The organism is Streptomyces sp. NPDC048002 (assembly GCF_040653275.1).
In the GTDB taxonomy this organism is placed as follows: Bacteria; Actinomycetota; Actinomycetes; order Streptomycetales; family Streptomycetaceae; genus Streptomyces.
Genome location: NZ_JBEZNL010000013.1, coordinates 1 through 24,248 on the forward strand (window position 1 = coordinate 1; position 24,248 = coordinate 24,248).

Sequence of the window (24,248 nt, forward strand, 5' to 3'; positions counted from 1 at the left end):
GACAACGCGGTGCCGCTCCCGGCGATCACGGCGTCCCTGTTCGCGCGGTTCGCCTCGCGTCAGGACGACTCCCCGCAGATGAAGATGATCGCGGCCCTGCGCAACCAGTTCGGCGGCCACGCGGTGGAGTCGAAGTAGGTCACCAACACGGTTCCGCACAGGCCGTGTTGACACCCACGGTTCGGCCGGGTCAGAGTCCCCAGCGATGGAGATCAACGATCTGACACCGGCCGAACTGCGGGTCCGGGAGGCGTTCGCCACCGGTACGGCGGTGGACCTCCGCGACGACGGAGCGGACGAGCTCGGTCCCGAACGCTCCGTCCGCGCCCGGCTGTTGCGGTCCCTGCTGCTGAACGGACCGCACGAACCGGGGGAGATCGCCGCAGTCAAGCTGTCCGGCGCCCGCATCACCGGCGTCCTCGACCTGCGGCACGCGACCGTCGACTGCATCGTCCGGCTGAGCGACTGCCGCTTCGACACGGCTCCCGACCTGTCCGGCGCCCAGCTGAAGTACCTCAACCTCAGCAACTCCGAGCTGCCGGGTCTGAGTGGGGCCCGTATGCGGGTGGACGGCAGTCTCCGGCTCACCGGCTGCCGGTTCGGCGGCCAGGTCCATCTGGGCGGTGCCCAGATCTCGGGGGCGCTCTTCCTGGAACGGGCCGAGATCAACGGCGTGGACGCGGCACAGCCGGTCCTGGGGCTCAACCAGGTGACCGTCGAGGACGAGCTGTGCGCGCCGGAGCTGCGCGTCGAGGGCGAGATCCGGCTCAGCGGCGCCCGCGTGGGCGGTTCGGTCAACCTGGAGGACGCCCGGCTGAACCACCCCGGCGGCACCGCCCTCGACGCCGAGTCCCTGGACGTCGGCGCCAATCTGCTCGGCCGCCGGCTGACGGCCCGGGGCCGGATCGACCTGCGCGGCACGCGGATACCGGGGCGCCTCGACCTGCTGCGGGCCACCCTGTCGAACCCCGGGAACACCGCCCTGCGGGCCAGTAGTTGCGTCATAGCAGAACTCTGGCTGCGGGGCGGCCCGCAGATCAGCGGCCGGCTCAATCTGCGCCGCGCCCAGATCGAACAGCTCCATCTGGAGCCGGAGATGCTGCCCGAGGAGGTGCGGCTCCTCGACCTCACCTACACCTTCCTCACTCCGCACGAGCCCGTGGAGCGTCGGCTGCCGATGCTGGAGCGGGACGGAGTCACCTACGACCCGCACGGCTACGAGCAGTTGACCGCCGCCTACCGGCGCAGCGGCGACGACCACGCCGCCCGGCACGTCCAGCTCGCCAAGCAGCGGCGGCACCGCACCACGCTCTCCTGGTACGGCCGGCTGTGGGGCCATGTCCAGGACGCCACCGTCGGCTACGGCTTCCGTCCCCTGCGCGCGCTCGGCTGGCTGCTCTCCCTGCTGGCCATCGGCGCGGTGGCCTTCGCCGTGCACCGGCCGCCCGCCCTCAAGCCCGCCGAGGCACCGGACTTCAACCCGGTGTTCTTCGCCCTGGACCTGCTGGTGCCGGTGATCTCCTTCGGTCAGGAGGCCGCCTACGCGCCCGAGGGCTGGTCCCAGTGGCTGTCGTACCTCCTGGTGCTGGCGGGCTGGATCCTCGCCACGACGGTCCTCGCCGGCGTCACCCGTACCGTCAGCCGCCAGTGACCCCCCGCACCCCGTGCTGCGCCGCCAGCCGGACCGGGGCGTTCGCCGCTCCGTAGCCCTCGTGGCCGGGGTCGCGCTGGACGAGTTCGAAGAAGACGTGTCCCACGGTCCGGGTGTAGCAGTGCCGGAAGGCGCCGCCCTCGTCGCGGTCGTAGAGGACGCCCAGTTCGCGATAGGTCTCCAACTCCCCCTCGGGGAGGTCGAAACGGGCCGCGAGGTCGTCGTAGTAGTTGGCGGGGACCGGCAGCAGACGGCCGCCGGCCGCACGGAACGCGCGGGCCGCGGCGACGACGTCGTCCGTGGCGAGGGCGATGTGCCGGGCGTGCACGGTGTCGTCGCCGGGGGCCGCGCCGACGGTGAGGGCGATCCGGACGCTGCCACGCGTCACCCCGAGCGGCGCGGCTTCTTCACCGGCTTCACCCTCAGCGGCACCCAGGGCGGACGACATGAAGCAGATCATCGACCTGCGGCCCGTCTGTCACCGGCTCGAGGAACGCATACGCGCGCACGTCGTCCTCTGCTGGCTCGCCCTCCCGTTGATCCGCATCATCGAGACCACCACCGGCGCCGCCTGGACGACCGTCCGCCGCGAGCTCCATCGGCTCCACCTCGGTACGTTCACCGGCCAGACCGGCCTGTTCCGCCAGGTCACCGCCCTCACCAAGCCCCATGGGGACCTGCTGGCCAAGCTGAACATCCCCGCACCGAAGCAGATCATCGCGCTCGAACTCACACCCCGCTGACCAGCACGAACACCAGCGCCTAGAGAAACGCCTCTCAGGCGCCCTCACCCGTGTCCGCGCAGGTCATACCCCAGATCCGCGACTCTAGGACGCTGAATTGCGCGGAACGCAGGCCGGCGGAGCTGTGCGCGGCTCACCCCGGTCGGTTCTGCTGTTCGATGTACTGCCTGACCGCGGACAGCGGGGCGCCGCCGACGGTTCCGGCGAAGTAGGAGCCGGACCAGAGTTTGCTGGCCCGCCAGTAGTGGGGCACCAGGTCGGGGAACTCCTGATGGAGGCGGCGGGAGGAGACGCCCTTGAGGGAGTTGACCAGTTTGGTGACGGCGACCTTGGGCGGGAAGTTCACCAGCAGGTGGATGTGGTTGTCCTCGCCGTTGAACTCCACCAGTTCGCAGTCGAAGTCCGTACACACCGCCCGCATGATCTCCTCCATGCGCCGCAGGTGGGCAGCGGTGAACACCTTGTGCCGGAACTTGGTCACGAAGACCAAGTGGACATGCATCGCGAACGTACAGTGCCGACCAGTTCTGATCTCCTGCATCTCACTCATAAACCAAGTATGTAGCGTGGCAGGTATGCAGCTTCGGTACGCCTTCAGGTTGTACCCGAACGCTGTCCAGCAGGCCGCGCTGGCGAGGGCGTTCGGGTGCGCCCGCGTCGTGTTCAACGACGCGGTCCGCGCCCGCGAGAACGCCCGGAAGGCCGAGCAGCCTTTCCCGAAGATCGGGGAACTGTCCACACGGCTGATCACCCAGGCCAAGACCACCCCGGAACGCTCCTGGCTGGGCGAGGTCTCCGCCGTGGTGCTCCAGCAGTCCCTGCGGGACGCCGAGACCGCGTACCGCAACTTCTTCGCCTCCCTCACCGGCCGGCGCAAGGGCCAGAAGCTCGGCCCGCCCCGGTTCAAGTCCCGCAAGGATCACCGGCAGTCGATCCGGTTCACCGCGAACGCCCGCTGGAAGATCACCGACGCGGGCCGCCTCGACCTGCCGAAGATCGGTACGGTGAAGGTGAAATGGTCCCGTACCCTGCCCGCCACACCGACCTCGGTGACCGTGATCAAGGACGCGGCGGGACGGTTCTTCGCGTCCTTCGTCATCGACACCGACCCCGCCACCGACCAGGCCCGGATGCCGCAGACCGAGAACACCATCGGCATCGACCTCGGCCTCACTCACTTCGCCGTTCTGTCCACCGGCGAGAAGATCGACTCCCCGCGCTTTCTGCGGCGCGCGGAGAAGAAGCTGAAGAAGGCCCAGAAAGAGCTGTCCCGCAAGCAGAAGGGATCGAAGAACCGGGCCAAGGCACGGGTGAAGATCGCCCGCGCCCACGCCAGAGTCGCTGACGCGCGCCGTGAGTTCCACCACCAGCTCTCCACCCGGCTGATCTCCGAGAACCAAGGGATCGCCGTGGAGGACCTGTCGGTGGCGGGACTGGCCCGTACCAGGCTGGCCAAATCCGTGCACGACGCGGGCTGGTCACAGTTCATCAACATGGTCAAGTACAAGGCCGAGCGGTACGGCCGCACTCTGATCAAAATCAGCCGGTTCGAACCGTCCAGCCAGATCTGTTCGACCTGCGGCCACCGCGACGGCCCCAAACTCCTGAGCGTCAGGGAATGGACCTGCACCGCCTGCGGCACGCTCCACGACCGGGACACCAACGCCGCACTCAACGTGAAGACGGCCGCCGGACTGGCGGTGACAGCCTGCGGAGCGCCGGTAAGACCAGAACCCGTTCTGGCACAGCGCGAAGAAACAGGAAGCCACGGATTCCCGACCGGAAACCGTGCCGCGTAGCGGCACGGCAACCCGTCAGGGAAGGCCAGAATCCTCGCCCTTCAGGGCGAGGAGCATGTCAAGTCATCCGCCGCAAGCTCGACGAGACCCCGGCGTTCGCACAGCAGGCGGCGACCGAGGGCGTCGTGAAGCTGCCGCTCGCGGTGCTGCTGCGCGAGCACTGGGCGGACGTGCTGCGGGTGATCGCGGCGGCGCTGGTCGCCTCGGTGAGCACGATCTTCACGGTGTGGGCGCTGGCGTACGCCACCAGCGACTCCGTCGGCATGAGCCGGTCGTCGATGCTGTGGGTCGGCGCCCTGGCCAACCTCGTCGCGCTCGCCGCGATCCCCCTGTGGGCCACGCTCTCGGACCGCGTCGGCCGCCGCCCGGTGTTCCTGGTCGGCGCGGCCGGCAGCGCGGTCATGATGTTCCTGTACCTGTGGTCGATCTCGACCGGCAACTACCCGCTGACCCTGCTGCTCGGCGTCGTGACCTTCGGTGTCGTCTACAGCGCGGCGAACGGCGTGTGGCCGTCCTTCTACGGCGAGATGTTCTCGACCCGGGTCCGGCTCTCCGGCATGGCGATCGGCACCCAGATCGGCTTCGCCGTCGCCGGTTTCGCGGTGACCTTCGCGGCGCAGATCGCCGGCCCCGACGGGGACGACTGGTCGGCGGTGGCGCTGTTCACGGCGGCCCTGTGCGTGCCCCCGGTCGTCGCGGCCCTCACCGCCCGGGAGACCCACAAGGTGCCCACCGAACTGCTCGGCGGGCGTGCCCCGGAGGAGGAGACGCGGCGGGAGACCGTGACGGCCTGATCCCCGTCACGCCCGGCCGGACCCCGGATGCCGCCATGGCTCCGGGGTCCGGTACGTCGGGCGTCGGACCGGCGCCCGCTCCGCGGGACTTGAACCTGACACCGGTGTCAGGCCGGACCCTCCCGCCATGACCACAGCCCAGGAATCGCCTCCCTCCACGGCGCTGCCCCGACCCGCACTCCTCGCCCTGGCCACCGCCGTCTTCGTCACCAGCCTCACCGAGACGCTCCCGGCGGGCCTGCTGCCCGCGATGAGCGAGGACCTCGCGGTGAGCGAGTCCGCCGCCGGACAGACCGTGACCGTCTACGCCGTCGGTACGGCACTGACCGCGATCCCGCTGTCCGCGGTCACCGCGCACTGGCGGCGCAAGCGGCTCCTGCTGGCCGCGATGGCGGGCTTCGCCGCTGCCAACACGGTCACCGCCGTTTCGGCGAGCTATCCGCTGACCCTGGCGGCCCGTTTCACGGCGGGGGTGGCGGCGGGCCTGGCCTGGGCGCTGCTCGCCGGCTACGCGCGCCGGCTGGTGACACCGGCCGTGCAGGGCAGGGCCGTCGCGGTCGTCATGGCGGGGGTTCCCGTGGCGCTGGCGGTCGGGGTGCCGGCGGGCACGTTCCTGGGCGAGGCGTTCGGCTGGCGGACCGCGTTCGCCCTGATGACCGCGGTCACCGCGGTCCTGCTCGGCTGGATCGCGGTGGGGGTGCCCGACCGGCCGGGGCAGGAGCGCGCGGGACGCACCCCGGTGCGCGCGGCGCTCACCGCGCCGGGTGTCGTCCCCGTCCTCTTCGTGACCCTGGTGTTCGTGCTCGCGCACACCGTCCTGTACGCCTATGTCGCCACGTTCCTGGACCGCCACGGCATGGGCGGCTCGACCGACCTGGTGCTGCTGGTGTTCGGCGGCGCCTCGCTGCTCGGCATCGTCGGGGTCGGCGCCCGGATCGACCGTCGGCTGCGCGCGCTGACCGTGGCGAGCGTGCTGCTGGTGGGCGCTGCGGCGGCGCTGCTGGCCGCCTTCGCCGACCGGCTGCCGCTGGTCCTGGCCGCCGCCGCCCTGTGGGGCCTCGGCTGGGGCGGCGCACCGACCCTGCTCCAGACCGCGGTGGCCGACGCGGGCGGCCGGCACGCGGACGCGGCCCAGTCGATGCTGGTCACCCTCTGGAACGCGGCCATGGCCGGGGGCGGAGTGGTCGGCGGTGTCCTGCTCGGCCTCTTCGGCACGACCGCGCTCCCGTGGAGCGTGCCCGTACTGCTGGTCCCCGTGCTCGGCGCGGTGTGGGCGGCGCGCGAGCACGGGTTCCCGAGGCCCGGGGTTCAGCCGCGCCGGGGAATGCCGTAGACCCGTTCCACCGCGATCCGCAGGACCAGGCGGCGGTCGCGGACCATGGCGGCGCGGAAGTCGTCCCAGTCGGGGTGTTCGCCGAGGACGTCACGGTAGAGGCGGGCGAGTTCGTCGACCGTGGCGTCGTGCGGGTCCTCGGCGACGGGCGTGAGTGCGGCGGTGCCCTCGGCGACCGTGTACGCCCAGCGGTCGGCGCTGGTGACGTGGTACGAGGCCCTCGGGTCGCGGCGCAGGTTGCGGGTCTTGGCCCGGTCGTCCGTGATCGAGATCCGGAGGATCCGTTCGTCCGGGTAGTAGGCGTGGCTGACGTTCGACAGCTGGGGGCGGCCGTCGCGCTTGAGGGTCACCAGCACACCGCCGTGGCCCTCGGAGAGCAGTTGGAGCAAGGCGTCTTCGGTCAGGTCCTGAGTCATGTCCCGGTAACGGGGCGGGGCGAGCGGGACATTCCCGCACCCCGGTCCGTAGACAGTGTCTACTACGGCCTGGTAGACACGGACCATGCGGGAATCGGAGACAGGACTGCGGGAGCGACTGGTCGACGTCGGTGCGGAACTGCTGGCCGCCGAGGGGGTCGAGGCGCTCACCCTGCGGGAGATCGCCCGGCGGGCCGGTGTCTCGCACGGAGCGCCGCGCCGCCACTTTCCCACCCATCTGGAGCTGTTGTCGGCCATCGCGCGCCGCGGCTTCGTCGAACTGGCGGACCGGGCGACCCGGGCCGTCGACGGCGTCGAGGGCCCGCGCTCCCAACTGGCCGCACTGGCACGGGAGTACCTCCGCTTCGCGGTGGACCGGCGCGGCATGTACGAGCTGATGTTCCGTCACGATCTGTTGAAGAGCGGACACCTGGGGCTGCGGGACACCAGCCTGCCGCTGTTCGGGCGGCTGGTGGAGCTGGTCGGCCGGGTCCGCCCGGACCTCGACGCCCGTCTCGCCGGGGGCGCCCTGTGGGCCAACCTGCACGGAGTGGGCCAGCTGTGGGGCTGGGGCAGCCTCCAACTGGCCGTCGGTACAGGCGACTTCGACCGCATGGTGGAGGCCGTTCTGGCCGTCCACCTCGGGCCGGAGGTGGCGTGAACCCTCGCGCGGCGCTCGCCGCGAGCGTGGCGGGCGCGGTGATCGTCGTCCTCGACGGGACTGTTCTCACCCTCGCCCAACCCGCGCTCCAACGGGACCTCGGGGCCACGCACGCCCAGGTGCAGTGGACCAGCACCGGCTATCTCGTCGCCGTGGCGAGCCTGCTGGTGTTCGCGGGCCGGCTCGGCGACCGCTTCGGCCACCGGCGCGTGTGCGTGCTCGGGATGATCGGCTTCGGGGCCACCTCCGCCGGCATCGGCCTCGCGTCCGGCATCGGCTGGGTCATCGGACTGCGGGTGGCGCAGGGTGTCTTCGGGGCTCTGTTGCAACCGGCCACCCTCGGCATGCTGCGGGCCGTGTACCCGGTGGACCGGCTGCGCGGGCCGATCGCCGTGCGCACCGCGGCCATCGGCGTGGCCGCGGCCGTCGGCCCGCTGCTCGGCGGCGCCCTGGTGGCGGGCCCCGGCCGGCGGGCCGTGTTCTTCCTCAACGTCCTGCCCGCGCTCGCGTTCGGCCTGCTGGTCCTCACCGCGCGCGTCCCCGAACCGACCGCGCCGGTCCGCCTCGACCTGACCGGAGCCCTCCTGCTCGCCGTGGCCCTGGCCACGCTGGTGCACGCCCTGGTCGCGCTCCCGGACCAGGCTCCCGCACTGCTGGTGGCGGCGACGGCCGGTGTCCTGTTCGTCCGTCACGAACGCCGTACGGCGCACCCCTTGCTGCCGCCGGACGTGATCGGCCGACCGGCGGTCGGTGCCGCGCTCGGCGCGCTGGTCGCCGCGTCCGCCGCCCTGTCCGGCGCGCTGTTCGTCGGCACCTACCTCCTCCAGGACACCCTCGGTCTCGACCCCTTCGGCAGCGCGCTGCGCTGTCTGCCGCTGGCCGTCGCCATGGTGGGTGCCGCGCCCCTGTGCGCGGTGCTGCTGCGCCGGGCCGGGGCCCGCCGTACCACCGTGACCGCGCTCGCCGTCCTCGCCGCGGGCGTCCTGCTGCTCTCCCGCGCCACCGGAACGCTCGGCCTGTGCACCGGATTCGCCCTGCTGGGAGCCGGGTTCGGCACGGTGATGGTGGCGGCCACGCATGTCGTTGTCCGGGCGGCCGCCGTCGAGACGGCCGGAGTGGCGGGCGGGCTCCAGCAGACCGCGATGATCATCGGGCCCGTGCTGGGGGTGGCGGTGGCGACCCTGCTCATGGGTCCGGACGGGGGCGCCGGACTGCCGTTGACGGTCCTCGCCGGGGTCGCCGTGGCGGGCACGGTGGCGGGCCGCACGCTGCCGGGACGTTTCATCCCGGTCGCGAACGAGCACCGCGATCCCAGGGACCGCGCACCGGTTCCTGGGCGACGATGAGGTCGGAGGCCGTTTCGGCCGGACGGGCCGGAGCAGCCTCGACGGTTGCAGGCGTAAGGAGAGCGATGGCACTGCTGCGACAAGAGGCCGAGCCGGGCGAGGTCGGCCTGGACGCGAAGGCACTGGACCGCCTGGACCAGCACTTCGCCCACTACGTCGACGAGGGCCGGCTGCCCGGCTTCCTCGTCTCCGTCGCCCGTGGCGGACGCGTCGCGCACCTCACCACGCACGGCCACCGCGACGTGGCCGCCGGACTGCCGGTGACCGCCGACACGATCTGGCGGATCTACTCCATGACCAAGCCGGTCACCGCGGTGGCCGCGCTGCTGCTGGTGGAGGAGGGCAGGCTGTCGCTGGACGACCCGGTGGGCCGCCATCTGCCGTGCTTCGCCGAGCCGCGCGTCCACGTCGAGGGCTCCGGCGCCGACGTACGCACCCGGCCGGCCGCCGGCCCGATGCTGATCCGGCATCTGATGACCCACACCGCGGGGCTGACCTTCGCCTTCTACCACTGCCACCCCGTCGACGCCCTCTATCGGGAGGCCCGGCTGGACTCGGCGGTGCTGCCCGGCTCGGACCTGGCCGAGACCGTCGAGGTGTACGCCAGCCTGCCGCTCCAGTTCGACCCGGGCACGCAGTGGAACTACTCCGTCGCCAGCAACGTCCTCGGCCGGGTCATCGAGGTCGTCTCCGGACAGCCGCTCGACGAGTTCCTCACCGAGCGCGTCTTCCGCCCCCTCGGCATGACCGACGCCGGCCTGCACGTCCCGAACGAACGGGCCCATCTGCTCTCTGAGTTGTACGGCGAGACCGAGGAAGGCGGCATCTCGCCGATCCCCGGGCTCCCCCTGCGGGGCCGTCCCCGCTTCCTCTCCGGCAGCGGCGGCATCGCCGCCTCCGCCCATGACATCCACCGTTTCATGGAGTTGCTGCGCCGCCGCGGCGAACTCGACGGCACCCGGCTGCTCGCGCCCTCGACCGTCGACCTGATGACCACCAACCGGCTGCCCGGCGGCGCCGAACTGCGCTCCTTCGGCAGCCACCCCGCCCACGACGAACCCAACAACGACGGCATGGGCTTCGGCCTCGGTGTCTCCGTGGTCGTCGACCCCAGCCGCACCCGCGCCCCGGCCGGACTCGGCACCTACGGCTGGAGCGGCGCGGCGACCACGACCTTCTGGATCGACCCGACCCGCGATCTCACGGTCCAGTTCATGACCCAGGTCCGCCCGAAGACCCCGCACACGATGTTCCCGGACCTCAAGCGCCTGGTGCACGAGGCGGTCACGGAGTGACACCCGCCTCCCGCGCCGCGCCGATCACGGCCCAGGCGGCCGCGGCGTCCTGGATGCCGAGGCCGACGCTGTTGTAGTAGACGATGTCCTCGGGCCCGCGCCGCGCGACGCGGGCCCCTGTCAGCACCGCGCCCAGCGGGATCAGGTCCTCGGCGCTCAACTCGCCTGCGTGCAGCGCGTCCACCACCGGTCCCGCGTGGTGGGTGGCGGTCCCCGGATCGTCCACGACGACGGCGGCGGACCGCCGCACGACCTCCGCGTCGACCTCGCGCCGGGTGGGTTCGAAGGAGCCGACGCTCACGACCGTGCAGCCCGGTTCCAGCCAGGCGCCCCGGACGACGGGAGTGCGGCTGAGGGTGCAGGCGGCCACGAGCGAGGCACCGGTCACCGCCTCCTCGGCGCCGCGGACCGGCTCGACGGGCAGGCCCAGATCGGCGGTCAGGGTGCCGGCGGCGCGGACCCGGTTGCGCTCGGTCGGGCTCCACAGCCGTACCGACTTCAACTCCCGCACCCGGGCGAGGGCACGGGCGTGGGCGAGCGCCTGGGTTCCGGAGCCGAGGATGCCCAGGTCCGCCGGGCCCGCCGGGGCCAGCGCGTCGACGGCCACGGCACTGCCCGCCGCCGTGCGCAGCGTGGTCAGCGCGGTGCCGTCCAGGACCGCGACGAGCCGGCCCGTCACCGGGTCCAGGGCCGTGACGACGGCGTGCACGGAGGGCAGTCCGGCGGCCGCGTTGCCCGGATTGACGCTGCCGATCTTCGCGACCGCCCCGGTGTCCGCGGACAGCCGGGACAGGTAGGCGAACAGGACACTGTCGTCGAAGCGGCTCGGGTGCATGATCTTCTCCGGCGCGTCGGCGCCGGTGGTGCCGAGGGCGACGAAGGCGGCACGCTGGGAGGCGATGGCCGCGTCCGGGGTGAGCAGTCCGGTCACCCGGTCGCCGGAGAGGAAGAGGACGTCGTCGGTCATACCCTCTTCCTGTCCGGGCGGCCCGCGCCGGAATCAGGACCAGTGCGCCACGGCGTCCAGATGGGGCAGGTGGTGGTCCAGGCGCTCCCGCTTGGTGCGCAGGTAGGTGATGTTGCTCTCGCACGGCGGGATGAGCAGCGGGACCTGCTCGGCGACCGTGATCCCGTGTTCCAGCAACGCCTCCCGCTTGCGCGGGTTGTTGGACATCAGCCGGACGCTGCGCACTCCGAGGTCGTCCAGGATGCGCGCGGCGACCCCGTAGTCGCGCGAGTCGACCGGCAGGCCGAGCGCGAGGTTCGCCTCCACGGTGTCCAGGCCCTCCGCCTGGAGCGCCATCGCCCGCAGCTTCGCCAGCAGTCCGATGCCGCGGCCCTCGTGCCCCCTCAAGTAGACGACGACACCGCGTCCTTCGGCGGCGACCGCGCGCAGGGCGGAGGCCAACTGGTCGCCGCACTCGCAGTGCTGGGAGCCGAACGCGTCACCCGTGAGGCACTCCGAATGCAAACGGGTGAGGACGTCCTCGCTGCCGATGTCGCCGTAGACCAGAGCCACTTGCTCGTCACCGCGGTCGTGGTCGAGGTAGCCGACCGCGCGGAATTCCCCGTACACCGTGGGCAGCGGCGTATTCACCATGCGTTCCACACCGGTGCGGTCGGGAGACTTCTTTCCGAGTACGCCAACTTTTTCTGTCATGATCTGGTTCCTAAGCAGAGACGAAAGGCCGTGAAAAGATGAGTGGTTCGGGAACGCGATCGGCACACGGGCTGGTGCCGGCGGACACCACGGAGGACGTGCGGACGCGCGGGGTCGGCGTCTCACGCCAGGTCGCCGTCCTTCCCGTCGGCAGTTTCGAACAGCACGGCCCCTTCCTGCCGCTCGCCACGGACACGCTCATGGCCTGTGCCGTCGCCCGGGAGATCGCCGCCGCGTACCCGGTGCACCTCCTTCCCCCGGTGACGATCTCCTGCTCGCACGAGCACGCGGCGTGGCCGGGGACCGTCAGCATCTCGTCGGTGACCCTTCATGCGGTGGTACGGGACATCGCGGATTCGCTCCGCCGTTCCGGCGTGGACGCCCTGGTGGTGGTCAACGGCCACGGCGGTAACTATGTGCTGGGCAACGTCGTTCAGGAAGCCTCCGCGCGCGGTGAACGGATGGCGCTGTTCCCGGCGGCGGAGGACTGGGAGGCGGCGCGGGAGCGGGCCGGGGTGGTCACCTCTCTCCTCACCGACATGCACGCGGGGGAAATCGAGACCTCCGTTCTGCTGCACTGCCATCCGGAAATGCTGCGGCCCGGACACGAGACCGCTGACTTCGTCGCGGACGATCGCCGGCATCTGCTCTCCCTCGGTATGTCCGCCTATACCGATTCGGGTGTCATCGGGCGTCCCTCCCTGGGATCGGCGGAAAAAGGAAAGGAAATCCTGGCGAGTCTGGCGGAATCCTTCGGCGCGTATTTCGCATTGCTGACCGGGGATTCGGGGGACGGCCCGGCCGCGGGGTAGCCGGAGCGCCGCCGGGCGACCAGGACCAGGGCGCCCGGCAGGCTCGCCGCGAGACACAGCACGCCGTACACGACGGCGACGGTCAGCCCGTCGCCGGCGCCGAGTCCGGCGGCGCCGAACGACCAGGCGGTGACGCCCTCGCGGGGGCCCCAGCCGCCGACGTTCAGCGGCAGGCTCATCGCGAGCAGGGCGAGCACCCCGAGCGGCAGCAGTACGGCGACGGAGGCCCCGACGCCCGCGGCCCGGGCCGCGAGGACGAACGTGGCCAGGTGTCCGGCCAGTACGACCACCGAGGACACGGCGACGCCGGTCCCCACGCGCCGGGCCGGCAGAACCGGGCCGGTCTCGCCGCGGGCGGCACTCCGGGCGCGGCGGGCGGTCGAGCGGCTCATCCGCAGCGCCACGACGACCGCGAGAACGCCGAGGACGGCGAGCGCCAGCAGCGGCATGACGTGCCGGGCCTCGGACCGGACCGGGGACGGCATGGTGAGCAGGACGACGGCACCGACCACGGCCAGCGCGATCTGACCCGCGGCCCGTTCGAGCACCACGGAGCGGACTCCCCGGCGCAGATCGCCGGCGCCGCGTCCGTGGGTCACGGCCCGGTGGACGTCGCCGAGGACGCCGCCGGGGAGGGCCGCGTTCAGGAACAGCGCCCGGTAGTAGTCCGCGACGGCCGGGGCGAACGGCAGCCGGATGCCCAGACCGCCGGCCACCAACTGCCAGCGCCAGGCGCTGCACACGGTGGTCACCGCGCCGATGCCGACGGCCGCGAGCACGGCCGGGGCGTCGATGCTGCGCAGCCCCTCGACGAAGGCACCGGTGCCCATCCGCCACAGCAGGACGCCGAGGATCAGTACGCCGGCGGCGGTGCCGAGGTGGGCGCGGAGGGTACGGGGACGGGGGACGCGGGGTCGCGAGAGCCCGTCGTGGGTGGGGGTCCCGGAAGCGACGGCCACCGTCCCCCCGGTGGCACGCGTCGGGACGGGGGCGGCGGGCGCGGCGGCGGGTGCGTGAGCGGCGGCCTCGGGGGCCGGGGCGACCGCCGCCACGGCGGCCGGTGAGTCGGCGACCGCGCCCGCGACAGTGGTCGGTGCACCGGCGGGCGGGGGCGCGACCGTGGCCGGTGCACCGGCGGGCGCGGCGGGCGACGGCTCGGTGACCGTGGCTGTCGCGGGGACGGAGAGTCCGGTGGGGACGGTGGACACGGTGGGGCGGGTGGTGGTGCGGGCCGGTGCCGGGCGCGACCGCGTGCCGGGGCGGTCGGGCCGTGCCGCCGTGCGGGGGTGCGCGGCGCGCTGCCCCACCGTCTCCGCGCTCATGACGCCGCCCCGTCCGTCGGGCGGCTCAGGGCGAGCAGGTCGCTGTGGTGGACGACCACCCGCAACTCCCCCGCCGCGCAGGCCGCGAGGCGGTCGCGGAGGTAGCGCTCGGCCGGTTCGCGCAGCTCCGGGCGCTGCTCCACCGCCGCGCCGACCCAGCCGCGCAGCCACTGCTCGGTGAGCGCGGCGTCGGCGGCGCCCAGCGTCCAGGGGCTCGGGTGCACCCGCACGGTCGCGCCGCGTTCGGCGAACGCCTCGCGGGCGACGGTGACCGCGTCCGGACCGAGCAGGTCGCCGCGGCGCTGGTGCGCGTTGAACGCCTCGGCGATCTCCTCGTCCAGCGGATGGGAGGGCGTGAGTTCCACCCGTCCGGCGACGGACAGGGTGAGCAGCGCGGGGCAGCCCGCCCCGGTGCACGCGTCCACGAGGGTCTCGATCTCCTCCCGGGTGAGCACGTCGAGCAGCGCGGACGCCGTCACCAGCGAGGCCCCGGTCAGGCTGTCCGGGGTGAGCCGGGCGATGTCGCCGCGCCGCGTCTCGACGGAGACCCGGCTGCCGTCGGCGCCGGCCCGCGGGGAGGCGACGGCGGCGAAGTGCAGCAGATAGGGGTCGCGGTCGTGCAGGATCCAGTGCTGGGCGCCGTCCAGCCGGGGCGCGAGCCAGCGGCCCATCGAGCCGGTGCCGCAGCCCAGGTCGTGGATGACGAGGCCGTCCGCCCTGCCCGGCAGGTTGGCGAGCCGGATGCGCAGCGGATCGAGCAGGTCGTGGGCGCGCGCGGCCCCGTCGGGGCCCTCCCGCAGCTCCAGCCACTCGGGCGCGTACCGCGCCGGCTCCTCCGGTCCGTCCTCCCGCAGCTTCAGCGTGGGCCGCTCACCGGGACGGACCGCGGGCCCGGCCCCCGGGATCACGGTCTCGGCTCCGGGGCGGCGGCCGGGCCCGGCCCCGGGCACCGCGTCCTCGGCCGGAGTCGCGGTCTCCGCGTCGGAGCGGGACGCGGCACCCGCACCACCCGGAACCATGCCCTCCGCCCCAGGGACCGCCGTGGGCCCGGCCGCCGCCGCGGTGACGTCTCTCGGTCCGGGCTGCCCGGGGATCCGTCCCCTGTCGTGCGTCGCCGCGGTCTTCCTCATGCCGCCCTCCTGGGTTCGTTCGGCAGCCGGCCCAGTACTCCGGCCAGGCTGCGGGCCGTGGTCGCCCAGCCGTCGAGCGCGGCACGCCGACCCCGCGCGGCGGCCTTCAGCCGGCGTCGTACGTCCGCCTCGCCGAACCAGCCGCGCAGTTCGGCGGCGAGCGCGGCGGGGTCCTCCGGCGGTACGAGGATGCCGGGCACCCCGCCGTCGGGAGCGCGGCCGACCGCCTCGGGCAGCCCGCCGACGTCCGTGGCCAGCACGGGGATGCCCCGGGCGAGCGCCTCGGTCACCGCCATGCCGTACGTCTCGGCGTAGGACGTCAGGACCATCAGGTCGGCGGCGGCGTAGCTGGCGTCGAGTTCGGCGCCGGCCTGCGGTCCCGCCAGCAGCAGCCGGTCCTGCAAGCCGTACTTCCCGATCAGGTCACGCAGCCCGGCCACGTACTCCGGGTCCTGGCCGAGGCCGCCGACGCACACGCAGCTCCACGGGAGGTCCGCGACCGCCGCCAGCGCCTCGACCAGCCGGTGCTGTCCCTTGCGCGGGGTGACGGCGGCGACGCACAGCAGCCGTGAGACCCCGTCGGTGCCGGAGGCGATCGGCGCGATGTCGGCGCCGGGGGCGGCGACATGGACGCGGTCGGGGGCGAGTCCGTGGTGGGAGACGAGGCGGCGCACCGCCCAGTCGGAGGTGGCGACGACCGCGGGGACCGCCCGCAGGACGGCCCGTTCCCGGGCGTCGAGTTCGGCGGCGACCGCGGGGGCGAGGCCGGTCTCGTCGCCGAGCGGCAGATGCACCAGCACGGCGATCCGCAGCCGCTCCGCCTCGGGTACGACGATCTCGGGCACCCCGCACCCGACGAGTCCGTCGATCAGCACCACCGTGCCGTCGGGCAGTTCCCGCAGGACGCGGGCGAGTTCGGCGCGCGCCGTGGCCCCCGGGTTCGGCCATTCGCCGGCCACGGTGTGCTGGTGGACCTGCCAGCCGAAGCCGGGGAGGTCCAGGCTGATCCGCCGGTCGTAGGCGTTGCCGCCGCTGGGCGAGGCGGGGTCGTGGACGCCGCCGGGCATGACGAAGTGCACGGAGCTGAGGGACATGGGCACGATCTCCGCGTTCTTGAGGGCGGAGTGCTGCACGGGCACGTACGTCAGCCGGGCCCGGTCCACGGTCAGGTCGGTCACAGGGCACGCTCGTAACTCGCCCAGGCGACATGCGACTCGTGCAGGCTGACGGTGAGGCCGGCCAGGCCCTTGGCGCCCTCGCCCAGCGCCCCCTTGTGCACGCGCTCGGCCAGCCGGTCGGCGATGACCTTGGCCAGGAACTCCGTGGAGGTGTTGATCCCGGCGAAGTCGGGCTCGTTGTCGAGGTTGCGGTAGTTCAACTCCGCTACCACCGCGCCCAGTTCCTGGGTGGCGAGACCGATGTCGACGACGATGTTGTCCTCGTCCAGCTGCTCGCGCCGGAAGGTGGCGTCCACCAGGAACGTCGCTCCGTGCAGACGCTGCGCGGGTCCGAAGACCTCGCCGCGGAAGCTGTGGGCGATCATGATGTGATCGCGGACGGTGATGCTGAACAACGGACGACCCTCCAGGTGCGGCGCGTCTGACCCCCGGCCGATCCTGGCCGGGGATGTGCAGTAGTACGGCTCCTCGCTTCCCGTTGTTCAGCCGTCTCTCACTCTTTTCTGAGGTCAGGCGCTCGTGCCGTACCGCACGCGGTGGCACAGCGCCGGAATCGCGCCCGACGCGAGCCCCGGCATCACCTCGGGCAACTCCTCGAACGCGCTTTCCCCGGTGACCAGTGCGTCGAGCGCGGGGTCGGCGAGGAGTTCGAGAGCGAGGGCGAGCCGGTCGGCGTAGGTGCGGCCGGGGCGGGCGGCCGGGGAGACGGTGCCGACCTGGCTGCTGCGGATCACGAGCCGCCGCGCGTGGAAGCCCTCACCGAGCGGGAGGCTCACCTTCCGGTCGCCGTACCAGCTCAGTTCGATCACCGTGCCCTCGGCGCGGAGCAGTTCGAGGGAGCGGGCGAGTCCCTGTTCGGTGGCGCTGGCGTGCACCACGAGGTCGCGGTCGCCGCGCGCGTCCCCGGGCAGGGCGAAGTCGACGCCGAGCGCCGCCGCGGTCTTCGCGCGCGCCGGGTCGGCGTCCACCAACTGCACCCGCACGCCGGGGAAGCGGGCCAGCAGCGCCGCCACCGAACAGCCCACCATGCCGCCGCCGACCACGGCGATCCGGTCGCCGGCCAGCGGCGCGGCGTCCCAGAGCGCGTTGACGGCGGTCTCCACGGTCCCCGCGAGAACCGCCCGTTCGGCGGGCACGTCCGCGGGGACGGGGGTGACGGCGGAGGCCGGGACGACGTAGTGCGTCTGGTGCGGGTAGAGGCAGAAGACCGTGCGGCCGACGAGGTCGGCGGGGCCCTCCTCGACCTCTCCGACGCTGAGGTAGCCGTACTTCACGGGCGCCGGGAAGTCGCCCTCCTGGAACGGCGCCCGCATGGCCCGGTGCTGGCTCTCGGGCACGCCGCCGCGGAAGACGAGGGTCTCGGTGCCGCGGCTGACGCCGGAGTAGAGCGCCCGGACCCGTACCTCGCCCTCGGACACCGGCGGAAGGGTGACCTCCCGGATCTCGCCTTCACCCGGACTGCTGAGCCAGAACGCCCGTGCGGGTGGCTTCATCCGCGTCCTCCTGAACGATCGGGAAGTGGTTCACGTACCGAGGTGCACAGGCCGCGCACAGTACGCGGCGTTGATCGACTCTGTCACACGGCCGGAGGATGTTCGGTGGCCCTGAACCACACTTACGACGCGAGGCTCGTTCAGCAGGAGACGGCGCTCGGAGCGGGCGTGCAGATCCTGGTGCTGGCGCTGCTCGGCACGGCGATCGGCATGGGCCCGGCGGGCTGGCTGACCGGACTGGCCTTCGCGATCGCCACCTGGGCGGTGCTCTCCCGGGCCCTGCACCGCTCGCGGCTGACCTCCTTCGGCCCGGCGAACCGGGTGACGCTCGGCCGCTCCATCCTGGTCGGCGGGGTCACGGCGCTGGTCGCCGACTCCTTCCAGAGCCCCCCGCCGCTCACCCTGCTGGTCGGTCTGACGGCCGTGGCGCTGATCCTGGACGGCGTCGACGGCAAGGTCGCCCGCCGCACCGGCACCTCGACGGCGCTCGGCGCGCGGTTCGACATGGAGGTCGACGCGTTCCTGATCCTGGTGCTCAGCGTGTACGTCGCGATGAGCCAGGGCCCCTGGGTCCTGCTGATCGGCGGCATGCGGTACGGCTTCGTGGCCGCCGCCCGCTTCTGGCCGTGGCTGAACGCCCCCCTGCCGCCGAGCACGGCGCGCAAGACGGTGGCCGCGCTCCAGGGTGTGTTCCTGCTGCTGGCGGCCTCGGGTCTGCTGCCGCTTCCGGTGGAGTTCGGTGTGGTGGCGACGGCGCTGGCCGCGCTGCTGTGGTCGTTCGGCCGGGACGTGCTGTGGCTGTGGCGGACCTCGCGGGTTCAGGGATCCGCCGTGACCGGGGCGGCCGGGGAGTCCGAGGAACTGGTCGCGGTCTGACGCGGCAGCAGCGCCACCGCCGCGAGCGGTACGGCGGCCAGGACCAGCCACGGAACGGCCCGTGGGAGCCCGCTGTCGAGCAGCGCGCCGGTGGCCGAGCTGCCGGCCAGCACGATCAGGCCGGAGACCGAGGACAGCGCCCCGGTGTACAGGCCGAGCCGCCCCTCCTCGGCGAGGTCGGGCACCCAGGCCCGGGCGGCCGGTGCCACGAGCATCTGGCCGAAGGTGAGCAGGACGACGAACCCGGCTACGGGCAGGAGCCCTTCGGCGGGCAGCACGGCCACCACCGCGAACCCGCCCGCGACCAGCAGCAGTCCGGCCGCCATGGAGGAGCGCGCGGAGAGCCGCTCCCCCGCCCAGCGGGTGACGGGGAGCTGGGCGGTCACCACCAGCACCGAGGAGAGCGCGAACAGCCAGGCCAGCGCGGTCTGGGAGCCGGTCACCCGCTCCACCTCGGCGGGCAGGGCGAGGTAGAGCTGGTTGTAGGCGAGCAGACAGGCGCCGTACGCGCAGCACAGCGCGAGGAAGCCCCGGTTGCGCAGGAGCGGTCCGACGCCGCCCCTGACTCCGACGCGGCGCCGTCCGGGGATGTGCTGGGGGAGCAGCAGGGCGTGGCCGGCGAGGACCAGCACGAAGACACCGGCGCCGCTCAGGCAGACCGTGCGGTAGTCGAAGCCGAGCAGCAGCGCGCCGATCAGCGGCCCCACGAACGCGCCGGCCTGTCCGGCGACGGTGAACAGGGCCAGCACCCGGGTCCGTGAGCCGCCCTCCCGCTCGTGGACGACGGCCTGCCGGACGACCTCGGACTCGACCGCGGGGGAGAACAGCGCGGCGGCGAAGCCGACGAGCAGGACCGCGCCGATGACGGACCAGGTCTCCTGGGCGAACCCCAGCCAGGTGAACCCGGCGATCCTCAGGGCGCAGCCGACGAGGACGACGGGCCGGACGCCGTACCGGTCGGCGAGCGCCCCGCCGACCACGAACAGCCCCTGCTGGCTGAAGGTGCGCAGCCCGAGGACGAAGCCGACCAGCCAGCCCGCCATGCCGATCGCCGCTCCGAGGTGCTCGGCGAGGAAGGGCAGGACGGCGAAGAAGCCGATGTTGAAGGCGAGCTGGGTGAGGATCAGCAGCCGCAGCAGCGGGGAGAGCCGGGCGCGGCCGGGCGTGCCGCTCACCGGGCGGTCGCCTTCCGCGCGGGCCGGGAGGCGGGGTCGGTCACCGGCTCCGCCGGCCGGGAGGCGGGGTCGGTCACCGGCTCCGTCGGCCGGGACGCGGGGTCGGTCACCGGCTCCGTCGGCCGCGAGGCGGGCCCGCGGCGCGGGCGCACTCCCCCGGCCGAGGTCACGGCGAGCGCGCCGAGGAGGGCGAGCAGGGCGGCGGGGGCGAGGACGGCCCAGGGGGCGCGTTCGGCGTAGGGCTGGTTCTCGGCGAGGAGCAGACCCCACTCGGGGGACGGCGGCTGGGCGCCGAGGCCGAGGAAGGCGAGGGAGGCCAGGGACAGGGCGATTCCGGGCAGGCGGAGCAGGGCGTGGCGGGTGACGGACGGCAGGACCGCCGGCAGCAGTTCGTGCCGCAGCAGGTAGCCCCGGCCCGCGCCCAGGGCCCGGGTGGCGGTGATGTGGAGCGCGGCGCGTTCCTGGCGCAGCAGCGCGGAGGTGTGCGCGGCCAGCGGCCCCCAGGCGACGGCGGCCACGGCGAGCGCCGGGGTGGCGGGGCCGCCGCCGGCGACGGCGGTCACGAGGAGGGCCACGAGTACGGGCGGGAGGGCCGTGGCGGTGTCCACGAGCGGCCCGGAGAGCCTCGGCACGAGTCCGAGGAGGACGCCGGTGACCAGCGCGACGGCGGTGAGGGCGAGGGCGAGGAGCAGGGTGTCGAGGGCGCCGTGGGCGACCCGGGCGAGCAGGTCGCGGCCGAGCGCGTCGGTGCCGAACGGGTGCTGGGCGGAGGGCGCCCGGAGCCGTGCGCCGGTGTCGACGGCGAGCGGGTCGCGGGGCAGGCCGACGGCGATGACGCCGAGGAGGACGGCGCCGTAGCAGAGCGGCTGGAGCCCGCGGGCGGGGGCGGTGGGGCGGTGCAGGGAGGGCAGGGCGCCGTCGCGGAGGGCGGGGCCGACCATGAGGCGGGTGCCGAGCCGGGCGAGTCCGGCGGCGGCCGCCGCGAGCAGTACCAGCAGCAGGGTGCCGGCCTGGAGGACGGGCAGGTCCTGGGCGAGGGCCGCCTGGAGGGTGGTGCGGCCGAGGCCCGGGATGTCGAAGATCTGTTCCACCGCGACGGCTCCCCCGGTCAGGCCGACGGCGAACAGGCCGGTGTTGGGGAGCAGTCCGGGCAGGCTGCGGCGCAGGGCCTGCCGGGCGACGCGTCGGCCGGTCAGTCCGCGGGCGGCGGCGGCCTGCGCCCAGGGTTCGGCGAAGGCGCCGGGCAGCAGGTCGTCGAGGAGCCGGCCGAGCACCGCCCCGGCGGGCAGGCCGAGGGCGAGCGCGGGCAGCACCGTCCAGCGCGGCCCGTACCAGCCGAGGGCGGGCAGCCAGCCGAGCTGGACGCCGACGACGGTGGCGAGCACGGTGGCGGTGAGGAACTCGGGCAGCGCGGCGAGCACCGCCGAGCCGGTGCCTCCGGCACGTCGGGGGCCGAGACGCCCGCGGGCCCCGAGGTGGAGGGTGCGGGCGCAGATCAGCGCCGCGGTGACGACGGCCACCAGCAGGGCGACGCCCATCAGCAGCAGGGAGACGGCGAGCGCCCGGACGACGTCGGGCCCGACCTCGCCGCCGCTGACCCAGGACGTGCCGAGGTCACCGCGCCACAGCCCGCCCACCCAGCTCCCGAGGAGGTGCAACGGGCCCGCGTCGAGGCCCAGTTGAGCCCTGATGTCTTCCAGTACCTCGGGCGTGGGGTCGCGGTCGGCCGACCGTGTCCTGAGCACGGTCAGCGCCGGGTCGGTGTGCGAGATCCAGGGCAGTACGCCGATGGCGCACACCAGGGCGACCGCGATCCCCGCCCGCCACAGGAGGGCTCCCGCCTGCCGGCGCACGGTCAGCGCCGGGTGCCGACGCCGACGAGGGTGCGCTCGTAGGGGTCCAGGAGCGCACCGCGCACCGAGTCGGCGACACCGGTGATGATCTGCTGGTGGACCAGCGGGACGACGGCGTCGGTGCCGAGGATCGCCGCCTCGGCGGCCATCGCCGCGTCCTGCCGTTCGGCGGTGTCGGCGACGCCCTCGGCCTTCGCGACGGCCCGGTCGACGTCCTTGTCGCAGAGCTGGGCGAGGTTGTAGTCGCCGTCGCAGGTGTAGTCCCCGGCGAGGACGGAGACCGGGTCGCCGGTGTCGAGGAGGGTGTTGCGGGCGAGGACGACGGCGTCGAACTTCCCGGCGAGGGCGTCGCTCTCCAGCCGGGAGTACTCGCGCACCTCCAGGGTGACGTCGAACCCGGCGTCCTCCAGCTGCTGTTCGAGCACCTGGGCGACCTCGGGGAGTTCGGGCCGGTTGTTGTAGGTGGCGAGGGTGAGGGAGGTGCCCTCGGCGCCCTTGGCCTCCGCGCGCCCGGACGGCCGCTGCCGCTTGCCCTCGGCCCAGCTGACGGCGGGTCCGTAGATGCCGGCGCCGGCGTCGGCGTACCCCTCGTACACGTCCTCGGCGAGCACGGACGGGTCGACGGCCTCGCGTGCCGCGGCCCTGACGGCGGGGTCGGCGAAGGGCCCCGACGCGGCGTTGAGCAGCAGGCTCGTGGTCCGCGTGGTGGCGGTGGCCGCACGCGTGCCCTGGTCGAGGGAGGCGGCCTGGGCGACGGGAACGGCCTCGGCGAGGTCGACCTGACCGGTGCGCAGCGCGCTGGTGCGGGCGGTGCCGTCGGCGATGAACTTCACGTCGATGCCGGGCGCCTGGGCCCGGCCGCCCCAGTAGTCGTCGTGGCGGTCGAGCGTGGCGGCGGTGGAGCCCATGACCTTGGCGAGCGCGAACGGTCCGGTGGCCGTGCCCACGACGTCGATCCGGCCGTCGGCGGCGTAGGCGCGGGCGGAGAGCACGGCCAGCGAGGGGCTGGACAGCCGCAGCGGCAGCACCGGGTCGGGTGCGTCGGTGGTGACGCGTACGTCGCTGGCGCCGTCGGCCTTCGCGGTGAGGCCGGCACCGGTGAGCGCGGCGGGCGCGGGCTCGGCCTCGGTGGCGTGGGTGAGGGAGGCGGCGACGGCGGCCGGGGTGACGGCGGTGCCGTCCTGGAAGGTCGCCTCGCGGAGGCTGAACACCCAGGTGCGCGCGGACTCGCGGCGCCAGGAGGCGGCGAGCGCGGGGGCCGCGGCGCCGTTGGCGTCGAGCGAGGTCAGTCCCTCGGTGACGCCGAGGCGGCTGAGGATGGTGGCGTCGGCCCCGTACGGCGAGAGGTTCTCCGCGGGCGGGAAGGCCAGCGCGACCCGCAGCCGGGAGCCTCCGGAGGCGTCCTCGGCGGAGTCGCCGCCGGAGGAGGCGAAACAGCCGGTGAGGACGGGGGCGAGCAGAAGGGCCAGGAGGAATCGGACTCGGCGCACGCTCGTACTACCGCCCCATCGCTATCTCGAAGTGAATGATTCCCTGACCGCCCCCGGCGTCCTCGCGCTCGTCGTGCGCGACCTTCCCGAGAGACCGCCAGAACGCCTCGGCGCCCGGCACGGCGGGGTCGGTGTGCAGGTACACGGCCCGGTAACCCCCGTCCGCTGCGGCGAAGTCGAGCAGTTCACGCACCAACCGCCGGGCCAGCCCGCGTCGCCGGTGCTCGGGGCGCACGTAGACGCGCCGGAGCTGGGCGGTCTCCCCCGAAGGGAACCGCTCGGCGACGGTGAGGGGGTTCGGCGGGTGCGCGGGGCCGCGCGAGTCGAGGGCGGCGGTGGCCACGATCCCGCCGTCCGCGTCGACCGCGACGAGGAGGGTGTGCCGGTCGGGAGCCAGGTAGGCGGCAGCCGGGTCGACGATGTCCGCGTGCCAGCGGGGCACGTAGCCCGTGCCGAAGTCGCGGTAGACGGTGTCGAGCATCACGGCCCGGGCACCACCGATGTCGTCCGGGCCGGCCGCCCTGATGTCGTAGCTGTGCACTTGCGCATCATATGCAAGAAGGTTGAACGTGCGATCATCGCCCTCCCCGCCCCTATCCGCGTCGATCGGCACGCTGTGGCCCAGATCACTCGTTCGAAGTGCAGCGCCACAGGGGGGCCAGGGCCTTCTCACAGATGTAGGGGACCGGCGACGACAACGGGGGTCAGGTGGAGCGGCGGGCTGAGGAGGGTGAGTTCGACGGCTTCGTGGCCGCCCGGTGGTCGGGGCTGCTCCATCTCGCCCGTCTGCTGACCGGCGGGGACCGGCACCGGGCGGAGGACCTGCTCCAGGAGTCCCTGGTCAAGCTCTGGTTCGTGTGGACGAAGGTCGGCGACGAGGCACCCGAGGCGTACGTCCGGCAGATCATGGCGCGGGCCGCCGCCCGCTCGGCCCGGCGCCGCTGGTGGGGCGAACGGCCCGTGGAGGAGGTGCCGGAGGTGGCGACGGCGGGCGATGTGTCCGCCGCGGTCGCCGAACGCTCCCGCCTCGAAGCCGCCCTCGCCCGGTTGTCGCCGAAACAACGGGCCGCCGTGGTGCTGCGCTACTACCAGGACCTGCCCGACCGGCAGGTCGCCGAGGTGCTCGGCTGCCCGGTGGGGACGGCCCGTTCGCACGCCTCCCGCGGGGTGGCCCGGCTGCGGGAACTGCTGTCCGACGTGATCGAACCGGTGGGGTGAAGG

General features: G+C 73.6%; 21 protein-coding genes and 5 pseudogenes. 12 read left to right on the forward strand and 14 right to left on the reverse strand.

Features of this window, described 5'->3' with window-relative positions:
- Positions 1–138, forward strand: a pseudogene (locus AB0E07_RS18190) (6-phosphogluconate dehydrogenase); the annotation flags it as partial.
- A gap of 67 nt (positions 139–205) precedes the next feature.
- The gene (locus AB0E07_RS18195) at positions 206–1,651 is read left to right on the forward strand and encodes a membrane-associated oxidoreductase (protein ID WP_362252437.1); all 1,446 of its coding nucleotides are present in this window, start codon (positions 206–208) and stop codon (positions 1,649–1,651) included.
- Here the strand turns inward: AB0E07_RS18195 and AB0E07_RS18200 are convergent.
- Positions 1,638–2,072 (reverse strand): annotated as a pseudogene (locus tag AB0E07_RS18200) (sugar phosphate isomerase/epimerase and 4-hydroxyphenylpyruvate domain-containing protein); the annotation flags it as partial. The gene AB0E07_RS18195 and the pseudogene AB0E07_RS18200 overlap by 14 nt on opposite strands.
- A 25-nt stretch (positions 2,073–2,097) precedes the next feature.
- On the opposite strand from AB0E07_RS18200, the gene AB0E07_RS18205 reads away from it, so the two are divergent.
- Positions 2,098–2,394, forward strand: a complete 297-nt coding sequence (locus AB0E07_RS18205) for a hypothetical protein (RefSeq protein WP_362252440.1) — start codon at positions 2,098–2,100, stop codon at positions 2,392–2,394.
- 133 nt (positions 2,395–2,527) lie between these two features.
- Here AB0E07_RS18205 and tnpA read toward each other — a convergent pair whose 3' ends face one another.
- Positions 2,528–2,944, reverse strand: a complete 417-nt coding sequence (tnpA, locus tag AB0E07_RS18210) for an IS200/IS605 family transposase (RefSeq protein WP_362252442.1) — start codon at positions 2,942–2,944, stop codon at positions 2,528–2,530.
- A gap of 25 nt (positions 2,945–2,969) precedes the next feature.
- Between tnpA and AB0E07_RS18215 the strand changes: the two genes are divergently transcribed.
- The 3 genes and pseudogenes from AB0E07_RS18215 to AB0E07_RS18225 all read left to right on the forward strand — a co-directional run.
- Positions 2,970–4,193, forward strand: a complete 1,224-nt coding sequence (locus AB0E07_RS18215) for an RNA-guided endonuclease TnpB family protein (RefSeq protein ID WP_362252445.1) — start codon at positions 2,970–2,972, stop codon at positions 4,191–4,193.
- Between the two features lie 62 nt (positions 4,194–4,255).
- Positions 4,256–4,987 (forward strand): annotated as a pseudogene (locus tag AB0E07_RS18220) (MFS transporter); the annotation flags it as partial.
- Between the two features lie 109 nt (positions 4,988–5,096).
- Positions 5,097–6,146, forward strand: a pseudogene (locus tag AB0E07_RS18225) (MFS transporter); the annotation flags it as partial.
- A 149-nt stretch (positions 6,147–6,295) separates the two neighbouring features.
- Here AB0E07_RS18225 and AB0E07_RS18230 read toward each other — a convergent pair.
- On the reverse strand, positions 6,296–6,736 hold the full coding sequence (locus AB0E07_RS18230) for a PPOX class F420-dependent oxidoreductase (protein ID WP_362252448.1): 441 nt from the start codon (positions 6,734–6,736) through the stop codon (positions 6,296–6,298).
- An 85-nt stretch (positions 6,737–6,821) separates the two neighbouring features.
- Between AB0E07_RS18230 and AB0E07_RS18235 the strand changes: the two genes are divergently transcribed.
- The 3 genes from AB0E07_RS18235 (at position 6,822) to AB0E07_RS18245 (ending at position 10,038) form a co-directional block, all read left to right on the forward strand.
- Positions 6,822–7,397: a TetR/AcrR family transcriptional regulator gene (locus AB0E07_RS18235; protein WP_362252450.1), complete on the forward strand. Its 576-nt coding sequence runs from the start codon at positions 6,822–6,824 to the stop codon at positions 7,395–7,397.
- Complete coding sequence (locus tag AB0E07_RS18240) at positions 7,394–8,743, forward strand: MFS transporter (protein ID WP_362252453.1); 1,350 nt, start codon at positions 7,394–7,396, stop codon at positions 8,741–8,743. The genes AB0E07_RS18235 and AB0E07_RS18240 overlap by 4 nt, the downstream gene beginning before the upstream one ends.
- Positions 8,744–8,808: 65 nt before the next feature.
- Positions 8,809–10,038 (forward strand): serine hydrolase domain-containing protein, encoded by a 1,230-nt coding sequence (locus AB0E07_RS18245; protein WP_362252456.1) that lies wholly within the window; start codon positions 8,809–8,811, stop codon positions 10,036–10,038.
- Here AB0E07_RS18245 and AB0E07_RS18250 read toward each other — a convergent pair.
- Positions 10,028–11,005, reverse strand: coding sequence for an ornithine cyclodeaminase family protein (locus AB0E07_RS18250; RefSeq protein WP_362252459.1), 978 nt, complete (start codon positions 11,003–11,005; stop codon positions 10,028–10,030). The two genes, AB0E07_RS18245 and AB0E07_RS18250, sit on opposite strands and share 11 nt — an antisense overlap.
- 33 nt (positions 11,006–11,038) lie before the next feature.
- Entirely contained in the window at positions 11,039–11,698 is a 660-nt protein-coding gene (ribA, locus tag AB0E07_RS18255; protein WP_362252461.1) for a GTP cyclohydrolase II, read from the reverse strand.
- Positions 11,699–11,736: 38 nt separating this feature from the next.
- Between ribA and AB0E07_RS18260 the strand changes: the two genes are divergently transcribed.
- Complete coding sequence (locus AB0E07_RS18260; protein WP_362252464.1) at positions 11,737–12,510, forward strand: creatininase family protein; 774 nt, start codon at positions 11,737–11,739, stop codon at positions 12,508–12,510.
- Between the two features lie 116 nt (positions 12,511–12,626).
- Here AB0E07_RS18260 and AB0E07_RS18265 read toward each other — a convergent pair.
- The 5 genes and pseudogenes from AB0E07_RS18265 to AB0E07_RS18285 form a co-directional block, all read right to left on the reverse strand.
- Positions 12,627–13,832, reverse strand: a pseudogene (locus AB0E07_RS18265) (lysylphosphatidylglycerol synthase transmembrane domain-containing protein); the annotation flags it as partial.
- On the reverse strand, positions 13,829–14,962 hold the full coding sequence (locus AB0E07_RS18270; protein ID WP_362252467.1) for a trans-aconitate methyltransferase: 1,134 nt from the start codon (positions 14,960–14,962) through the stop codon (positions 13,829–13,831). The pseudogene AB0E07_RS18265 and the gene AB0E07_RS18270, both read right to left, overlap by 4 nt.
- On the reverse strand, positions 14,959–16,140 hold the full coding sequence (locus tag AB0E07_RS18275) for a glycosyltransferase family 4 protein (protein WP_362252470.1): 1,182 nt from the start codon (positions 16,138–16,140) through the stop codon (positions 14,959–14,961). Before AB0E07_RS18275 ends, AB0E07_RS18270 begins: the two co-directional genes overlap by 4 nt.
- Positions 16,137–16,535, reverse strand: coding sequence for a 6-carboxytetrahydropterin synthase (locus AB0E07_RS18280; RefSeq protein WP_362252473.1), 399 nt, complete (start codon positions 16,533–16,535; stop codon positions 16,137–16,139). The genes AB0E07_RS18275 and AB0E07_RS18280 overlap by 4 nt, the downstream gene beginning before the upstream one ends.
- A 114-nt stretch (positions 16,536–16,649) precedes the next feature.
- A complete protein-coding gene (locus tag AB0E07_RS18285) occupies positions 16,650–17,633 on the reverse strand; it encodes a zinc-binding alcohol dehydrogenase (RefSeq protein WP_362252476.1) in 984 nt (327 codons plus the stop codon).
- A gap of 105 nt (positions 17,634–17,738) precedes the next feature.
- Here AB0E07_RS18285 and AB0E07_RS18290 point away from each other — a divergent pair, with 105 nt between their 5' ends.
- Positions 17,739–18,509, forward strand: a complete 771-nt coding sequence (locus AB0E07_RS18290) for a CDP-alcohol phosphatidyltransferase family protein (RefSeq protein WP_362252479.1) — start codon at positions 17,739–17,741, stop codon at positions 18,507–18,509.
- Here the strand turns inward: AB0E07_RS18290 and AB0E07_RS18295 are convergent.
- The 4 genes from AB0E07_RS18295 to AB0E07_RS18310 are packed head-to-tail and all read right to left on the reverse strand — an operon-like array spanning position 18,452 to position 23,568.
- Entirely contained in the window at positions 18,452–19,684 is a 1,233-nt protein-coding gene (locus AB0E07_RS18295) for an MFS transporter (RefSeq protein WP_362252482.1), read from the reverse strand. The two genes, AB0E07_RS18290 and AB0E07_RS18295, sit on opposite strands and share 58 nt — an antisense overlap.
- The gene (locus AB0E07_RS18300; RefSeq protein WP_362252485.1) at positions 19,681–21,537 is read right to left on the reverse strand and encodes an ABC transporter permease subunit; all 1,857 of its coding nucleotides are present in this window, start codon (positions 21,535–21,537) and stop codon (positions 19,681–19,683) included. Before AB0E07_RS18300 ends, AB0E07_RS18295 begins: the two co-directional genes overlap by 4 nt.
- Before the next feature lie 2 nt (positions 21,538–21,539).
- Positions 21,540–23,027, reverse strand: a complete 1,488-nt coding sequence (locus tag AB0E07_RS18305) for an ABC transporter substrate-binding protein (RefSeq protein ID WP_362252487.1) — start codon at positions 23,025–23,027, stop codon at positions 21,540–21,542.
- Between the two features lie 7 nt (positions 23,028–23,034).
- Positions 23,035–23,568 carry a GNAT family N-acetyltransferase gene (locus AB0E07_RS18310; RefSeq protein ID WP_362252490.1) on the reverse strand — a complete coding sequence of 178 codons (534 nt, stop codon included), beginning with the start codon at positions 23,566–23,568 and terminating at the stop codon, positions 23,035–23,037.
- Positions 23,569–23,735: 167 nt separating this feature from the next.
- Here AB0E07_RS18310 and AB0E07_RS18315 point away from each other — a divergent pair, with 167 nt between their 5' ends.
- Positions 23,736–24,245 (forward strand): SigE family RNA polymerase sigma factor, encoded by a 510-nt coding sequence (locus AB0E07_RS18315; protein ID WP_362252493.1) that lies wholly within the window; start codon positions 23,736–23,738, stop codon positions 24,243–24,245.
- Positions 24,246–24,248 lie beyond the last annotated feature (3 nt).

Excerpts from the sequence above, each read along its gene's own strand:
- AB0E07_RS18195 (WP_362252437.1), top strand. The coding sequence starts at position 206 with ATGGAGATCAACGATCTGACACCGGCCGAACTGCGGGTCCGGGAGGCG.
- AB0E07_RS18205 (WP_362252440.1), top strand. The coding sequence starts at position 2,098 with ATGAAGCAGATCATCGACCTGCGGCCCGTCTGTCACCGGCTCGAGGAA.
- tnpA (WP_362252442.1), bottom strand. The coding sequence starts at position 2,944 with ATGAGTGAGATGCAGGAGATCAGAACTGGTCGGCACTGTACGTTCGCG.
- AB0E07_RS18215 (WP_362252445.1), top strand. The coding sequence starts at position 2,970 with ATGCAGCTTCGGTACGCCTTCAGGTTGTACCCGAACGCTGTCCAGCAG.
- AB0E07_RS18230 (WP_362252448.1), bottom strand. The coding sequence starts at position 6,736 with ATGACTCAGGACCTGACCGAAGACGCCTTGCTCCAACTGCTCTCCGAG.
- AB0E07_RS18235 (WP_362252450.1), top strand. The coding sequence starts at position 6,822 with ATGCGGGAATCGGAGACAGGACTGCGGGAGCGACTGGTCGACGTCGGT.
- AB0E07_RS18245 (WP_362252456.1), top strand. The coding sequence starts at position 8,809 with ATGGCACTGCTGCGACAAGAGGCCGAGCCGGGCGAGGTCGGCCTGGAC.
- AB0E07_RS18250 (WP_362252459.1), bottom strand. The coding sequence starts at position 11,005 with ATGACCGACGACGTCCTCTTCCTCTCCGGCGACCGGGTGACCGGACTG.
- ribA (WP_362252461.1), bottom strand. The coding sequence starts at position 11,698 with ATGACAGAAAAAGTTGGCGTACTCGGAAAGAAGTCTCCCGACCGCACC.
- AB0E07_RS18260 (WP_362252464.1), top strand. The coding sequence starts at position 11,737 with ATGAGTGGTTCGGGAACGCGATCGGCACACGGGCTGGTGCCGGCGGAC.
- AB0E07_RS18270 (WP_362252467.1), bottom strand. The coding sequence starts at position 14,962 with ATGAGGAAGACCGCGGCGACGCACGACAGGGGACGGATCCCCGGGCAG.
- AB0E07_RS18285 (WP_362252476.1), bottom strand. The coding sequence starts at position 17,633 with ATGAAGCCACCCGCACGGGCGTTCTGGCTCAGCAGTCCGGGTGAAGGC.